Annotated in this window: 10 protein-coding genes; 2 read left to right on the top strand and 8 right to left on the bottom strand. The window is 42.6% G+C overall.

What is annotated here, in order from left to right; all coding sequences use genetic code 11:
- The 7 genes from O3652_RS06725 to miaA all read right to left on the bottom strand — a co-directional run.
- A partial coding sequence (locus O3652_RS06725; protein ID WP_371590187.1) for a SpaA isopeptide-forming pilin-related protein occupies positions 1–3,473 on the bottom strand: 3,473 nt, incomplete at its 3' end.
- A 465-nt stretch (positions 3,474–3,938) separates the two neighbouring features.
- Positions 3,939–11,174: an LPXTG-anchored adhesin/beta-galactosidase BgaA gene (gene bgaA / locus O3652_RS06720; RefSeq protein WP_125413074.1), complete on the bottom strand. Its 7,236-nt coding sequence runs from the start codon at positions 11,172–11,174 to the stop codon at positions 3,939–3,941.
- A gap of 250 nt (positions 11,175–11,424) precedes the next feature.
- Positions 11,425–12,180 carry an SDR family oxidoreductase gene (locus O3652_RS06715; protein ID WP_125413073.1) on the bottom strand — a complete coding sequence of 252 codons (756 nt, stop codon included), beginning with the start codon at positions 12,178–12,180 and terminating at the stop codon, positions 11,425–11,427.
- A gap of 20 nt (positions 12,181–12,200) precedes the next feature.
- Positions 12,201–13,130, bottom strand: coding sequence for a ribonuclease Z (rnz, locus tag O3652_RS06710; RefSeq protein ID WP_061420661.1), 930 nt, complete (start codon positions 13,128–13,130; stop codon positions 12,201–12,203).
- A 14-nt stretch (positions 13,131–13,144) separates the two neighbouring features.
- On the bottom strand, positions 13,145–13,768 hold the full coding sequence (locus O3652_RS06705; RefSeq protein WP_125413072.1) for a cystathionine beta-lyase: 624 nt from the start codon (positions 13,766–13,768) through the stop codon (positions 13,145–13,147).
- Positions 13,761–14,999: a GTPase HflX gene (hflX, locus tag O3652_RS06700; RefSeq protein WP_125413071.1), complete on the bottom strand. Its 1,239-nt coding sequence runs from the start codon at positions 14,997–14,999 to the stop codon at positions 13,761–13,763. Before hflX ends, O3652_RS06705 begins: the two co-directional genes overlap by 8 nt.
- A complete protein-coding gene (miaA, locus tag O3652_RS06695) occupies positions 14,992–15,876 on the bottom strand; it encodes a tRNA (adenosine(37)-N6)-dimethylallyltransferase MiaA (protein WP_125413070.1) in 885 nt (294 codons plus the stop codon). Before miaA ends, hflX begins: the two co-directional genes overlap by 8 nt.
- A gap of 120 nt (positions 15,877–15,996) precedes the next feature.
- On the opposite strand from miaA, the gene O3652_RS06690 reads away from it, so the two are divergent.
- Both O3652_RS06690 and O3652_RS06685 read left to right on the top strand, forming a co-directional pair.
- Entirely contained in the window at positions 15,997–16,167 is a 171-nt protein-coding gene (locus O3652_RS06690) for a DUF3042 family protein (RefSeq protein WP_001051782.1), read from the top strand.
- Between the two features lie 53 nt (positions 16,168–16,220).
- Positions 16,221–16,403, top strand: coding sequence for a hypothetical protein (locus O3652_RS06685; protein WP_070568618.1), 183 nt, complete (start codon positions 16,221–16,223; stop codon positions 16,401–16,403).
- A gap of 5 nt (positions 16,404–16,408) precedes the next feature.
- Here the strand turns inward: O3652_RS06685 and O3652_RS06680 are convergent, their stop codons facing one another.
- Complete coding sequence (locus O3652_RS06680) at positions 16,409–17,248, bottom strand: thymidylate synthase (protein ID WP_070568616.1); 840 nt, start codon at positions 17,246–17,248, stop codon at positions 16,409–16,411.
- Between the last annotated feature and the right edge of the window lie 44 nt (positions 17,249–17,292).

The raw sequence follows: 17,292 nt of genomic DNA, 5'->3' as shown, positions 1-17,292 counted from the left end.
TTCAAGTCTTTAGACTTACCAGCTTCTGAAGTCCAGCTTTCTACGGCTGTGCCTTCTGCCTTATCGCCCTTGTAGATCTTGATTTGAGCGCCTGCGATTTCTGTTCCACCAAGGCTAACCTTGCTGAAGGTAATCTTACGTGGAAGGTCATCATCTTTATCAGTTACAGTTACAGTTGAACCGTTTGTGGCAACTTTGTTTTCTTCACCTTTAGAGTCTTTTTCACCAACATTTGTCACTTCCACTGTGCCATCATGTTTGACTTGGAAAGTGATGTCCGTTACTTTGAGGTAGCCTGTTGGGGCTGCTTCCTCATGGAAGGTGTAAGTACCTGGAGCCAAGTTGAGATCTTTAGACTTACCAGCTTCAGATGTCCAGCTTTCTACGGCTGTTCCTTCTGCCTTATCGCCCTTGTAGATCTTGATTTGAGCACCTGCGATTTCTGTACCACCAAGGTTAACTTTACTGAAAGTAATAGCTTTTGGACTATCATCGTCTTTGTCGGTTACTGTAACAGTTGAACCGTTGGTGACAACTTTGTTGTCTTCACCTTTAGAGTCTTTCTCGCCGACATTGGTTACTTCTACTGTTCCGTCAGTTTTCACTTTGAAAGTAATATCCGTTACTTTGAGGTAACCAGTTGGGGCTGCTTCCTCATGGAAGGTGTAAGTACCTGGAGCCAAGTTGAGATCTTTAGACTTACCAGCTTCTGAAGTCCAGCTTTCTACGGCTGTGCCTTCTGCCTTGTCGCCCTTGTAGATCTTGATTTGAGCGCCTGCGATTTCTGTTCCACCAAGGCTAACTTTACTGAAAGTAATGGCTTTTGGACTATCATCGTCTTTATCCGTTACTGTAACAGTTGAGCCATTAGTTACGACCTTGTTGTCTTCACCCTTAGAGTCTTTTTCACCAACGTTGGTCACTTCCACTGTGCCATCATGTTTGACTTGGAAAGTGATGTCGGTTACTTTGAGGTAACCAGTTGGAGCGGCTTCCTCATGGAAGGTGTAAGTACCTGGGGCCAAGTTGAGCTCTTTAGACTTACCAGCTTCAGATGTCCAGCTTTCTACAGCTGAGCCTTCTGCCTTGTCGCCCTTGTAGATCTTGATTTGAGCTCCTGCAATTTCTGTACCACCAAGGTTAACCTTACTAAAGGTAATCTTACGTGGACTATCGTCATCTTTATCAGTGACTTTGATTGTTGAACCATCGGTTACGACAGTATTGTCCTCGCCTTTAGCATCCTTAGTACCAACATTCGTCACTTTAACTGTTCCGTCATAGTTAACTTTAAAAGTGATATCCGTTACTTTGAGGTAACCAGTTGGGGCTGCTTCCTCATGGAAAGTGTATGTACCTGGTGCTAAGCTCAATTCTTTAGACTTACCAGCTTCTGAAGTCCAGCTTTCTACGGCTGTGCCTTCTGCCTTATCGCCTTTGAAGATCTTGATTTGTGCTCCTGCGATTTCAACCCCACCAAGACTAATTTTACTGAACGTGATTTTACGAGCTACATCGTCATCTTTATCAGTAACTGTCAGAGTTGAATTTTGGGCTACAACACGATTGTCTTCACCTTTAGAATCTTTTTCACCTACTTTTGTCACTTCAACAGTACCGTTAGGTTTAACTTGGAAAGTGATATCCGTTACTTTGAGGTATCCAGTTGGGGCTGCTTCCTCATGGAAAGTGTAGATGCCTGGTTCAAGATTCAGTTGCTTAGGTTGGTCAGTTGAAGTCCAGCTTTCTACAGCTGTGCCTTCAGCTTTTTCGCCCTTGTAGATCTTAATCTGTGCACCAGCGATTTCATTTCCTCCAAGGTTTACCTTACTGAAGGTAATTGGTTTTGGACTAGTATCCTCTTTATCGGTAATAGTCAGAACTGGACCAGCTGCAAGAACAGTGTCATCAGCTCCCTTATTCTTAATAGTGATAGAACCGTCAGCATTAACAGTAAAAGTAATATCTCCTACAAATTGATATCCCTCTGGAGCATCGAACTCTCTTAGAGTGTAGGTCCCTGGTGCCAGCTTAATCACTTTAGAAGTGTCAGCTACAGTAGTCCAGTCTGCAACAGGTGCCTCTTCAAGATTAACTGTATCTCCACTATAGATTTTCAGTTCCGCTCCTGGAATTTCTTTTCCATTTGGATCCACCTTTTTGAAAGTAATCTCTTTTTCAATTGGAGTCTTCGGAGGTGTCTTCTTATTTTCAATTCGACGTTCTACTGATTTGTCTGAACCAAACTCATCTGGAGAAATTTTAATATCTTCAGTTAATTTGTCATAGCCAAGAGGAGCAGTTACTTCACGAATTGTATAGTTGTCTCGCAACAATTTGCCCACACTAGCGTTACCATCAGAATCTGTTGTCAATCGTCCAACAACGGCTTGGTTACGATCACGAATTACTTCAAAAACTGCGCCTTGCAATGGTTTGCCTGCTTCGTCTACCTTATGAATTTTAATGGTGAAAACATATCCTTCCGCAACACCACCTGCAATCTGGTAGGTACGTGTGCTAGTTGATTGTTCATACTCACTACCATTGTAGCTCATGTTGGCTACGTTCGTGATTTCCTCACCATCGACTAGATCATAATTCGCTTTAGCTTGATACTCGATCATATAACCAAAACCATTAGTATCTCCTAAAGGAAGGGTGAAACCATCACCATTCGCATTTACCACTAGTTGGTTTTTAAAGGTTTCAGTCATATCCTGAGCATCGGACCATTTCCAGTCTCCGTTATTCCAGCTCCAGTTTACTTTATAAATACGAAAAGTATCTGGTAGGAATTTCATATTTGGAGATGAGAAGGCATCTTTGATAGTAACATCACTGTAGTTCGCCATATTGCGGTTTACAGTAATGTTATAGCGGATTACATTGTTAGGATCTCCTCCCTGTTGAAATGAACTCTTTTCGATTTTCGAGTCGTATTTCCCTGGAGGGCCGTTATAACGGATCTTTCCTGCAAATAGAACTCTATGTCCTACAGTAATGTTGACATCAACGTCTTTTTCTTCTGAAACAACGTCATGGTCAACTCGGACATAGACAAAGAATTTCCCCCTAACGCCAGAATTATTCTCAACAAATTTTGTATAAGTGAGAGTAATTGTTTTGCTAGCTGCATCTAAACGACCAGTAGCTACAAGATTGTTAGAAGCATCTCGTAATTCAATGTCTGAAGAGTTTGAAAATGCAATCTCTGATGGCAATTGAAGTGTTGTTGTATCACCTTCATGCACTGTATTATCTGGCAACACGAAATCTGCCGTAAGACGGAATTCTTGCCAAATATCCAATCCTTGCGTTAATGCTTCACCAGATTTGTTCTCAACACCTACACTAGTGATCACATCATTATACTCTGTCGCATGTACTTGCGTTAGAGGGGCAAACGATTGGAGAATAACTCCCAAACATAGAATAAGGATCTGAATCCAAGATCTTATTTTCTTGTTCATTTAATCTTCCTTTCTTATATTATTCAGTTGTAAATGTACAATGTAATAGTAAACTAACTGATTGTCCCCAACTAATCACCATTCTCCTTTTTCAAGCGAAAATTATTAGCCACATTACATCCACATTTTATCATACTATGAAGAAAAAGGCTAGGACTATCAAGCAAAATTTTATAAAAAAAATCCAATTTTTTCTTATGGTTTGAAATCGACTTTTTCACAACCGTATATTAACCTCTTTGTGTCTTTTCTTCCCCTATCACCGAAACAGAATCCAGTATATTTTACCGCTATTTTTTAAAAAATAAGTTCATCTCGTTTTCGATACCAGATAATGTTTTTATCATTTTGGGTATCTGATTTCATAAACGCTAAAATTGCTCTAGAGAGAATACTTCTACCCATTAAAAAGACCAGGTTTCCCTGGTCTTTCTGAGATACATTTAGAAGAAATACTTATTCATTCTAGTCTTCTTTTTTACCTTTAGTGGCCACTAATCCTGCACTCAAACCAAGAAGAGCTAAACCTGCTGCTAGGGCTGCTTGACTTGCTGCACTTCCTGTATTTGGCAACTGCTCTTTTTGAACCTGACTAGCTGCACTTGAAGCAATTTCTTTTGTATCAGCTTCTTCTGAAACTTGTGGTTTTGTAGCTTCTTGCGGTACTGGCTTAGTTGTTTCACTAGCTGTACCGACTTCTACAATGAGATCCTGAGCCATAACTTTATCATAGCTATCCTTTTCAGTTCGCTTACCATTTTCAACTTCGATCAAGTGAACACGGACACCTTTTTGACCTTCTTGTAGAACACGAGTTTGACCCGCTGGAAGCTTATCATTCTTTTGTTCCTGAACTTTGAAATCAATGATTTCTTCTTCTGAGATAAGCTCTGGAAGATTAAGAACGAGGTTCTTCACTTCGTCTTCTGGAAGAGAAGTTCCTGGTTTTGTTCCAACTTCTACTATACGATCTTGAGCAGCGACTTTATCATAAGTTTCTTTAAGCTGACGTTTTCCATTTTCCACTTCAATCAAGTGAAGACGGATACCTTTTTGACCTTCTTGGAGGATACGAGTTTCTCCTAGGTACAACTTATCAGACTTACGTTCCTGAACCTTGAAGTCAATTGTTTCTTCTTCGATTACAAGTTCTGGTCTGTCAAGGACAAGATTCTTCACTTCATCTTCTGGAAGGGCGGTTCCTGGTTTTGTTCCAACCAAGACGATGCGGCCTGTCGGAACCTCTACCACTTCCCGAAGTTTTTCTTCCTTACTTCCATCAGGATTAATCGCTGTAAAGATACGTTCTTTACCAACTTTTCCTTCCTGTTCTACACGAGTTTCACCTAGATACAGTGTTGGATCCTTTTTCTCAACTGTCTTGTAGGCCAAATCGTTTTCAACAAATTCGAGTTTTGGAAGTTCCTCTTGTACAGCAGCAACAGTCTTCTCAGAAACTGGTTTTTCCTTGGTCAAGTGGATACGGTATTCCTTGACTTGTTTTCCACTTTCTGAAACAAGGCGAACAAGTACTGGAAGGCTATCGTCTCCGCTATCTACAACTGTTGAAGCCACTTGATTGCTTTCTTCAACTGAAACTTTTGGACGTTGACCTTTATAGGTGATTTGGTAGTCTTGACGATCTTCAGCGAAGTCAGGAAGTTCTTTTCCATCTACAAGAATCTTCGATTGAGTACTATCTTTTGCTTTTTCACTTGGAGCCAAGAAAGTCATTTCAACAAGAGCAATTCCTTTCTTGTCTGCTTTTCGTTCCATGCGCCATCTCAAAGCTTTAGCGTTTACTGCTTTAAATGTTAGGTTGATGTCATCACCAGCCTGGATTTCTTTGTCAGCTTTATAAGGAACCGTCTCCCAGTTCTCTGGTTTGTTGAATGGGTGAGTTGCGTCATAAGCTTGATAGTTAGAATAATAGGTCGGCACTTCAAACTCTGGACCAATATAACGTTCCAATACGAGTTTAGATGGTGCGTCCGTACCACTGTCAGCAAAGAAGCGGAGTTTGGCTTGATCAACAGTACGCTCTACAATCTTACCATTTTCACGGAAAATAACACCTACTGAAACTTCTGGATTAGCTGAAGGTGTTGCTGACCAGTTTGTCCAACGACGACTCTCATCCTGATTACCATCATTGATGTAATCAATTCTATCTTTTGAATTCTTGTCAATATCATTAGTAGCAGAGGCAAATGCACGGTTTCCATTTTCATTGTAGTTAGGGTTATCTGAGAGAGACTCGCCTAGTTTGTCTGTCACTCGTACAGTGAACTCAGCAACAAGATCACTACCAAGGACATGGCCTCGAACGGTAAATTGACCTGCTTTTGTCAGATTTTCTGCTGGAACTTCTTCCCATTCAACTGCCAAGTCTTTGGTTTCGTAGCCGTCTTTACCTGTGAAGTAAACAGGAACTTTAGTTGGCAATTCAAGCGGTTGCCCTACTTGTAGCAAGCGAGCTTGTTTGACCGCGGCAACTGGTTTACGAGAGAGCAAATCTTTATTGCTTGTAAAGTGTAGACGGTATTCTCCTAGGATGTCGCCATTTTCAGCCTTAGCGATAACACGTACCGGCTCACCTTCACGAACGCTTGGAACGACGGTAGCGAGACCATTGTTGCTAACACTTGCTGTTACTGCAGGAACTTTTCCATCTACAGACTCAAGGTAGTAGTCAGTCAAATCAGGGTTGAAGTTTGCTAAGTCTTTGCCGTCAACTTGGATTCTTGTCTGTCCTTGTTTGACTGCCGCAACTTGTTTCGCAAAGATTTGCACTTCTGTGATAGACGTTCCAAGTTTGTTGTCTGCTCTCACCATACGAATACGGACAGCATAGGTCTCAACTTTATCAAAGCTGAAATGATTCATTTCTCCAGCCTTGAGTTGAGCTGGGGCTTTGAGATTGCTTACCTCTTTCCAGTTTGCAGGATCGTTAAAGACATGATTTTCAGTTTCAACAAAGCTAGGGTTTTTAGGTGCTGTTGGGACAGTCTTACCAACATAATACTCAATCACATAAGATTTAGGAACACCTACTCCATGGTCTTCGTGGAATCCGACACTTAGATTATCAACTGAACGTTTGCTTAAAATACCAGAGTCACCAAAGAGAACTCCTACTGATGCGTCTTTCTTACGATTCCAGTTTGTCCAACGGTTAGCTGGGCGGTCATTAAAGGAAATCAATTTATCGTTGACATTTGAAACAGGGTCGCTTGGATTTGAGTCTGAAGCAAAGGCAAGTGGCAATTCTGAACCGGTCCATTGGTCAGAAATATTTGCTCCTTGCTCAGTTTGAGCAGATACGCGAACATGAAGTTTAGTTGTTAATTGCGTACCTTCTAGGCGACCATTAACTGTAAAGACACCTTCCTTGGCGTATTGCTCTGAACGAATCGTATCCCAAGTAACCTTAGCTGATGAAATGTGACCATTTGAATCGTAGGTACGAACACTTTCTGGTAATTGTGGTGCTTCAGCGATTGGTGTTGTCACACTGACTTCTTCAACCGAAACGACACCTTCTACAGAGACTTTAGCACGCGCTTCAAGGTCAAGACCTTCAACTTTACCTAGAACTTCAAAGGTTTGATAGTGGTCTAGTTTTTCTTTTGGAATGGCTTGCCAAGTGACTTTGTGGGCTTTAGGGAAACCTTTGTCATACTCAACTGTTACTGTTGCTGGAAGGCTTGGTTCTTGATGCAAGTCTGTTACTACGTTTACTGGACGGATAGATTGGGCTACTTTTTTCTCAGTATTGGCCTGGATAGTGAGATCAACTTGACCTGTAGCCCCCTCATATTCTGCCTTGAGAGTGACTGTTCCTGGCTTATGCAATTCAAGCATTCCCTTACGAACTGCGACTTCCCCTTCACCACTTGTAGAGAAGGTTACTTTATCAGCTGGTAAAACTGCTTGTGTTCCGTCTTGATAGTGTGCAAGGACAGACAATTTCACTGTTTGGTCTTCTTTGAGGCTGTCCGCTTGTTCCACTTGTAGGCTCAAATGGTCAATTTTTGGTGCTTCTTCAAGGAATTGAATTACATAGGTTTGAAGAGGGCCACCATCTTTTGGTTGAACATAGATGCTTGCACGCATGCCGTTTGCTGCACTTGCTTGGACTACAGTAACATCCGCATTTTCAGCACTTGCTACAACTTCTGGCAAGGATGCACCGTAAGCAAGAGTTCGATATTGCATTGGATTTTGGCTAGTAAGACCAGCGACAGACTCGCCACCTACAGTTACATTTGGTGCTACAGGTGCTGCAGCCTCACCTTCTTCTACTACAAGGGTAGCGTGAATAGTCTCGCCACCCAGTTGGCCAGTCATTTGAATACGTGACCCTGCAACTGACAGTTTAGCTTTATCTGCTTCCGCAATCTCCCACTTATCAACTTCGTATTCTTGTACGCTTCCATCCGTTACAGCAATAGAAACGTATTTGTCAACAGCGCTCAAGTCTGTTCCTGGAGCAACACGCTTAACAGTTGGAAGCTCATTTGCAATTGCTAGAATTTCGACACGGGCCTCAACTTCGCGTCCGTCTGCCATACCTTTAACAGTCACAACTCCTGCTTGGCTCACATCAACTGAAGACCAAGTTACTGGACGTTTTTCACGACTGCCATCACTGTAGATAAAACCGACTGTCTTCGGCATTTTTGGCTCTTTCTCAATAACAGTACGTACTTTTGGCACCTCTGTACCTAAAACAGTCTTTTCTTGATCTTCTTTCTTACCTGTAAAGACAGTGACTTGGTCTGATTTCAAGAGATCAGAGTGGGCAGTAAGGGTGAATTTCCCTGCTTGCTCAGTTGATTTGACAATGGCAACCCCTTTACCGTTAAAGGCTCTACGGATCCAAGAACCGTCTGGTTGCGCCTTGTAGCGTTCACGGCTGGCTTGTTCCCCATTATCAACACCGACCAGTTGACCTTGTCCATGCAATTGGAAACGAACCAAATTATTGGCAGTTGGTACCACATTTCCTTCACTGTCTACGATTTCATAGTAGATGTAAGTCAAGTCTTTTCCATCTGCTGCGATGGCGTGTTCTTCCTTGACGAGGCGAACTCCAGCTGGTTGGCCTGCAGTGGTAATCTTGTCACGTGCAATTTCTTTACCAGCTTCATCACGAGCTACTGCTTCTAAAGTACCTGGTTGGTACGCAACCTTCCACTCAAGATAGAGTTCCTTAGCATTGGCACCTTCTTGGTAAGTCCGCCCATCGCTAGTTTGTTTTTTGTTGAACTTCTTAACTCCGAGAGATTGACCGTTCAAGAACAATTCTACGCTAGCAGCATTAGAGTATGCGCGAACTGGAATCTTGCCTTGTGCATCTTCTACTTTAGAGGCTAATTCTCTATTCTCCCAGTTCCAGTGAGGAAGAAGGTGAACCATTGGTTTCTTCTTAGCAGAAACCCATTGGCTTTGGTAGAGATAAAAGTCATTTTTTGGAATACCGGCTGTATCTACGATACCAAAGTAAGAGCTCTTAACAGGAGTTTGGTTTTGGTTGTGCCATGGTGTAGGCTCCCCGATATAGTCTGTACCGGTCCAGATAAACTGTCCAGCATAGCCAGCGTTGTCACGGTCAAACGTCCATGAATCTGTTGCCGTTTTACCCCAGCCAACTCGGTCATTTCCATAATCGGACTGTTCGTAATTACGATAAGCTTGGTTGCTATGTACCAATTCTTGGTCAGGGCGATAATAGCTACCACGTGTACGGGTTGCTGAAGATGTTTCTGAACCATAAATCAACCAGTTTGGATGTTTCGCACGAAGTTTCTTGTAGTTGTCTTCTGAATAGTTGAAACCAACTGCATCCAGTTCATTAGCAATTTTCTCATGATCACCGCTACCATCACCAAAGCGGAACTTATCTGCTCCCATAGTTACATAACGTGTAGTATCAACATCTTTAATCACTTTTACTAAGCGTTTAACCGTTGTAAGAGAGTGAGCATTACCGTTAGCTTCACCGATTTCATTCCCGATAGACCACATGAAGACAGCTGGGTTATTTTTGTCTCTTTCGACCATGGTACGAAGATCATAGTCAGACCATTTTTCACCTTTTCTAGCTTCTGGGTGAGTAGCGTCTTTTTCAAAGAAACGTCCGTAGTCATAAGGTTTCTTACCACCATACCAAGTATCAAAGGCCTCTTCCTGAACGAGCAAACCAAGTTCTGCTGCGATTTGCAAGGTCTGTGGACTTGCAGGGTTATGAGTTGTACGGATGGCGTTAACTCCCATCTCCTTCATTTGTTTGAGACGGCGGTATTCTGCCTTATAGTTTTCTTCTGCTCCAAGCGCTCCGTGGTCATGGTGCAAGGAAACACCATGGAATTTAATGCGTTCACCATTCAAAGAGAAACCTTCATTTGGAGTCCAATGATAGTAACGGTAACCAAACAAATCTTTCTTAGCATCAACCAATTGACCGTCACGGTAAACACGCGTAATCAATTCGTACAAGGCAGGTTTATCATTTAAAACTGTCCAGAGTTTTGGTTGTTCAACTTCTAAAATCGCATCAAGACTTGTTGATTCATGTGCTTTCAAGGTACGGCTCGCTGTACGAACCAAGCCTGTTACAGCCTGACCACCACGTTCAACGATTTGATACTCTGCCACCAGTTCATGGTCTTTATCGTCTGTATTGACAATCTTGCTGGCTACATGAGTTTCAACCTTGCCATGTTGCTGTTGTTCAAGTTTTGGTGTTAAGATGGTTGTTCCATTTTTCTCAACATGAACCTTATCAGTCACTTGCAAGGTTACATCACGGTAGATACCACTACCTGAGTACCAACGGCTACTTGGCTGTTTGTTAACCGCATGGACAGCAATCACATTCTCACGACCATCTTTGTGAAGGTATTTGGTGATATCGTATGAGAACTGGTTATATCCATTTGGATAATGCCCCACTAACTGGCCATTGACATAGACTTGAGAGTCCATATAGACACCATCAAAAGTGACACGAACATTTTTCTTGAGATCTTTTTCATCAAGTTTAAAGGTCTTGCGATACCAAGCTTCACCACCATTGAGCTGTCCACCCTCGTTTTGGGCAGGTGACTGATGGTCAAAATCGTTAAAGATACTCCAGTCGTGTGGGAGATCCAATTTTTGCCATGTTGATACATCTGCATCCGATTTCACAGCTTCTTTAGGATTCGCATTGAGTTTAAAGTGCCAATTTTGATTAAAATTCACTTTTCTATCTTCAATCATTTGATTCACTTCTTCATTTGTCGCAGCTTTCAACTCTTCCTTGACAGGCTTTTCTTGACTTGAAGCTTGAGATTCTACCTTTGGTGCTGTTTCTTCAGGTTTTAGAGATGCTTTCTCCTCTTTTGGAGCTACAGGTTCCTCTTCTTTCTTCTCTGGTTTGCTTGCTTCAATTGGAGCAGCTTGACTTTGGTCGACACTTGCAGCATCATTGTGCTCTGCTACAGCTTGATCTTCTTTTTCCTCCACTGCCGGACTTTCCTCTTTTGCTTGTTCCACAGTGTGAGTAATCGGAGTTTCATCCGCGAAAACTGGTGGTTCTCCAATGACACTTCCTCCAAATAGAACCGCACAGGTTCCAATCATGACAGAGCAAGCGCCTACGGCAAACTTACGAATGCTGTAGACTCTTTTACGATTCCAATGGCCTTTTTCCATAAAATCCTCCTTTAGTAACCGCTTCCATTTATTTGTAAGCGTATTACTTTTTCATAGCCTTTTACCCTTATTTTATAAAATAATATAGGAAATTTCAATACCCTAAACACAAAAAATCATATTTTTGATTGTTTTTTCTAAAATTTGTAGAAGATTCGAAAAAAGTGAATGTAGATTTAGAACAAAAACAAACATTTTTTGACACTCAGATCAATATTATAAAAAAAGTTCCTTTTGTAAGGAACTCCTTCTACTTATAATTAAAGATCCCCCCAGCCAACTTATCAGCTAGCTTGGGAAAGAGTGTATAAAACTTATGGGCTAGGTTCAACAAAACTGGGAGATTGAGTTCCCGTTTGTTTTTTCCTATGGTTTTGACAATCTTTCTAGCGACTGCATCTGGTTCTAAGAGAAAGCGGTCAACCGACTTGAGGTAGGTCCCATCTGGGTCAGCCTGATCAAAAAAGGCAGTACGAATCGGTCCTGGATTAACCGTCGTTAGATAGACACCATAGGGCATGAGTTCGAGGCGCAAAGCGTTTGAAAATCCAATAGCCGCAAACTTGGTCGCCGAATAGAGACTGGACTTGCTAGTCGCTATCAAACCTGCCATGCTGACGATGTTGATGATATGCCCTTTTCGGTTCTCCTTCATTCGCGCCGCAAGGCGACGAGAAAGGTTCATCAGGGCAAAGGTATTAACCTCAAACATCTGATGAATATCTTGATCAGAAATCTTGTCAAATTCTTCAAAAACTCCATAGCCAGCATTGTTAATCAAGACATCAATCTTGCCATAACGGAGATAGAGGTCAGCTACCAGATCCTCTAGGACCGAGTCATCAGTAATATCGATTTCAATCAATTCCACATGGAGATGATTTCCATAGAGTTGTCCTAGTTTTTCCTTATTTCTACCTAGTAAGATGAGTTGGTCATTTGGTAAGAGTTTGACCATTTCTTGGGCTAAGCCACCGCTTGCTCCGGTAATCAGAATAGTACGCATACTTATCCTTTCTCAATCTTCTAAATTTCCACTTCTTCCAAGTCTTTAACCACATGGACATTTTCAAAAACAGTTGCCGCATCTTTCTTGAGCTGGCTGATATCTTTTGAAAGGAAACGAGCGCTGATATGATTGAGCAGGAGGCGCTTAGCACCGGCTTCTGCTGCTACTTGAGCTGCCTGCATATTGGTTGAGTGACCGTGGTTGCGGGCAATCTTCTCATCACCCTTACCATAAGTCGATTCATGGACAAGGACATCGGCATTGACAGCTAGACGCACACTGGCATTGGTTTTTCGGGTATCACCCAGAATGGTGATAATCTTACCTGGACGTGGTGCTGAGATATAGTCAGCAGCTTTGATTTCAGTTCCGTCTTCTAGGACAACATCCTGACCGTTTTTGATTTTTCCAAAAAGCGGGCCAAACGGAACACCAGCAGCCTTAAGTTTTTCAGCATCCAAGGTTCCTTCCAAGTCCTTTTGCATGACACGATAACCAACACAGAAAATAGTGTGGTCCAGCTCCTCTGCATACACCGTGAATTTATCGGTCTCAAGGATTTTCCCTAGAGAATCTTGGTCAAACTCATGAAAATGAATACGATAAGGTAAACGAGAACCTGACACACGAAGACTGGTTAAGACAAAGGACTTGATCCCTTGAGGTCCGTAGATGTCCAAATCTGTCTGCTCTTCATTGGCCTGGAAGGCACGACTAGAAAGGAATCCTGGCAAGCCAAAGATATGATCTCCATGCAGGTGAGTGATAAAGATTTTGCTGACCTTACGTGGTCGAATCGTGGTTTCCAGAATACGATTTTGCGTTCCTTCTCCACAGTCAAAGAGCCAGACTTCGTTAATCTCGTCCAAGAGTTTCAGGGCGAGACTTGAAACGTTGCGAGCTTTGGAGGGCTGACCAGCCCCTGTTCCTAAAAATTGAATATCCATTCGATACTTTCTAATTAATCAATATATAACATAGCTGTGCGATTTTCCGATCGGAAATAGCGCTTTCCAGAAAAAGCAGCAGCTTCTTGCAATAAATCCTCTTGGCTGTAGCCCTTTAGACGTTTGCGCCCATCTGCTAAACTTTCCAAATCTGTCAAAGCTGTGAGATTTTCTACACTAACAACTTCTTCGTCCCCGACAGACTTCAAGTAAATCTTTCCAGATTCTTCAAAGACGAGTTGATGGGGGAAAATTTGCGCAATCTCAAAAAGTAAGTCATCCGAGATTCCCTCTTCATTTTCAGAGAAAATCCTCCCCAGTCCCTCACTCTCATAGCAAAATCCAAAAGATTTACCCGACAGGTTCAGACGAATAAAAGGCTTATTTTCAAAGGTGAAACTTGGTTCAACATTGTAGAGATTTAGTTCCTGACTGAGTTCTGAAAAATAATCCGTCGCAGCTTCAGGACTCTTTTTCTGGTAGAGTTCAGCAAAGTAGGCATTGACTACACTCGGAGGAGGTGTGATGAGAGCCAACTGCTCTTGCTCTGTTTTGCCAGCTAGAAGTTGATCTAGATAGACCTTATCCAGACTTGTATAACCTCCATACTTTAGAGCCAAGGTTTTAATATCAGTCATAAAATTCCTCTAACCTCCATTTATTTTTCTCGGAAATGTAGCCTGTAATCACCTCTCCATCATCTTGGTAGTCACGATCCTCCAGAATCGCTACACTTTCCAAATCATGAATCTTGTAAGACTTTGAAAAAGGCACGCGCAGGGTAAAGGGTTCGAAAATATCCTTGATTTTCTCTAAAAACAATGCTTGCAAGTTCTCACGACTATCCTCAGACTTGGCAGAAATGAGGGCATAAGGTGTTTGAGTAGGCGTGAAATCCTCCACCAAATCCGCTTTGTTATAAAGAGTCAGGCGAGGAATATCCTCCATGTCCAAATCTTTGATGATAGACAGAACCGTTTTTTCATGCTCCTCATGATAAGGATTGCTAGCATCGATGACATGAACTAGAAGGTCTACATGCTTGCTTTCTTCCAAGGTCGACTTAAAACTGGACACCAACTCAGTCGGCAAATCTTGAATAAAGCCAACGGTATCAGTCAAGGTTGCCTGTAGATTGCCCCCCAGATGGATACTCTTAGTTGTCGCATCCAGGGTCGCAAAGAGCTCGTCAGCCTCATATTGTGTCTTACTGGTCAAGGTGTTCATGATAGTTGACTTCCCAGCATTTGTGTAGCCAATCAAACCGATTTTAAAGGTACTCGACTCCAGACGTTTTTCTCTGACCGTAGCTCGGTTTTTCTCAACGATCTTGAGCTGTCTTTCGATATCCGTAATTTGGTTTCGAACACTACGACGATTCAGTTCCAGCTGGCTTTCACCAGGTCCACGGGAACCAATTCCACCAGCCTGACGGCTGAGCATAATCCCCTGACCAACCAAGCGAGGTAAGAGATATTTGAGCTGGGCTAGGTGGACTTGGAGTTTCCCTTCATGGCTTCGAGCCCGCATGGCAAAGATATCCAAAATCAACTGCATACGGTCAATCACCTTAACACCGAGAACTTCCTCCAAATTGACATTTTGCCGTGGAGTCAAGCGATTATTGACGATGACAGTGCTAATTTCCTCCGCATCTACCATCAGTGCAATCTCTTCCAACTTACCAGAGCCAACAAAGGTCTTGGAATCATATTTTTCACGTTTTTGTCTGTAGCTATCGACTACGACTGCGCCAGCTGTCTTAGCCAGACTGGCCAACTCTTCCATGGAGAGGTCGAAATTTTCCATACCCTGCAGTTCAACACCAATGAGCAGGACCCGTTCCTCTTTTTTCTCCGTTTCAATCATTTAAAAACTCCTCAATCTGGCTTAAAATACGGTCTTGCACACCAGGCTCTCCTATCTGATAAAAGGTGACCTGCATGCGATTACGGAACCATGTCAACTGACGCTTAGCAAAACGGCGGGTCGCCTGTTTGAGACTCTCGCTTGCTTCCTCAAGAGTTTGCTCCCCACGGAAATAAGGAAAGAGTTCCTTGTAGCCAATGCCTTTGGCTGCCTGCACATCTGGATAATGATCAAAAAGCCACTTAGCCTCATCCAAAAGCCCAGCCTCAAACATGAGATCCACGCGATGGTTGATACGCTCATAAAGTTGACTGCGTTCATCATCCAAGCAAATAATCAACGGTTGATACAAGGTCTCTTGATTTTCCAAATCCTGAGCAAAATGGGCTATTTCCAAGGCTCGCATAGCTCGACGACGGTTAAATTGGGGAATTTCAAGGCCTGCTTGCTCCACAAGATGAGCTAATTCCTCATCTGAATAAGACTCTAAACTAGCTCGATAGGCTAAAATCTCCTCATGAGGTGTCTCCCCACCTAGATGGTAGCCTTCCAACAAGCTCTGGACATAAAGCCCGGTTCCACCAGCAATAATGGCTAGCTTGCCACGACTTTGAATATCCTCAATAGCCTTCTTAGCTTCTGAAACAAAATCAAAAGCCGAGTAAGACTCGGTCACCTCTCTGACATCAATCAAATGATGAGGAACAGCTACTTGCTCCTCTGGGCTAGCCTTGGCCGTCCCAATATCTAGCCTTCTATATACTTGCTGACTGTCACCACTGACCACCTCTCCACCAAAGCGCTTGGCCACTTCAATAGCAAGGGCTGTCTTCCCAACAGCAGTCGGTCCAACAATCACAATTATTTTTGTTTTCATCTTTTTTCCTTGAAAAATTTCCATTTTTTCGTTACTATTATTATATCACAAAAAGGTCAGTCAGAAAAATGCTACCACTTTAGGAGCCTGGCTGATCGGGAAGATAAAGGAGGAAGACTCATGGCTAAAGGATTCGCTAAAGGTCTTGTAACAGGTGTCGCAGGAACTGTCGCTGCCGTTGCAGGTGCAGTATACGCAATTAAAAAGAAAGTGATTGAGCCAGAAGAGCAAAAAGCAGCTTTCATCGAAGAAAACCGTAAAAAAGCGGCTCGCCGTCGCGTATCACATTAAGCAACAAAAGAAGTTGAGAAATCTCAACTTCTTTTTATTTTCTTTTATACTCAATGAAAACCAAAGAACAAACTAGGAAGCTAGCCGCAGGTTACTCAAAGCACTGCTTTGAGGTTGTAGATAAGACTGACGAAGTCAGCTCAAAACACTGTTTTGAGGTTGTGGATAGAACTGACGAAGTCAGTCACCATACCTACGGTAAGGCGAAGCTGATGTGGTTTGAAGAGATTTTCTAAGAGTATTAAATAGCTAGGTCAAACTTCAGTTGCGGCTTAACCGGATTATAGTCAACCAACTCAAAGTCCTCCGCTTTGATATCAAAGAAATTGGTCCCATCAGGAACATTTAAAACCAAACGAGGTTGGCAGTTTGACGGCTCACGACGAAGCAATTCCTCTGCTTGTTCAAACTGATTATCATAGATATGAAGGTTGTTGATGAAGTAGAAGAACTTCCCAACCTTCCATCCAAAATGCTTGGCAATCATCATCTGAAGAGCCACATACTGCATAGCGTTAATGTGGTGAGCCACCAGCATATCATTCGAGCGCTGGGTCAAAGTCGCATCTAGATAGATGTCCCCATCTACTCGACGGACATCAAACATGGTCTGAAAGGCGCATGGAAGGAGGCCGTCTGTCTCCTCAAAAGCTTGGTAATCCCAGAGCGAGATGATATTTCGACGGTTCCAAGGGTTGGCTTCCAACTGCTTGAGAATCTTGTTGATGATATCGTGCTTTTTAACCACAGCCCCATAGCGCTCACCGATGGTTCCCGTGTCTCCCACTTCCCAGTCATTCCAGTAGTGAACATTGTACTTGCTATTTAGCACTTCTAGGCTATTAGACTGATCTTGGTAGATCCATAGTACTTCCTTGATGGCGGATTTGATAGCAATCGGGCGCAAGGTTGTGATGGGGAATTCCCCCTTGGCTAAGTCGTACTCAGCAAAGGCACCCGTTATGTACTTGGAGTTGGCAACAGTCCCATCCTTGTACTTGGGACGTGCTTGTTCAGAAAAGACGCCGTCTTTGAGGATTCGTTCAATATTCTCTTTAAAAATCATATCTGCTTTTGTCATTTACTCTCACCTCATTTATAGTCTTAACTAGTATAGCATAAAAA

The sequence above is a fragment of the Streptococcus sp. 27098_8_23 genome, assembly GCF_041432195.1.
GTDB lineage: Bacteria > Bacillota > Bacilli > Lactobacillales > Streptococcaceae > Streptococcus.
This window is presented reverse-complemented; position numbering and strand designations above follow the sequence as displayed.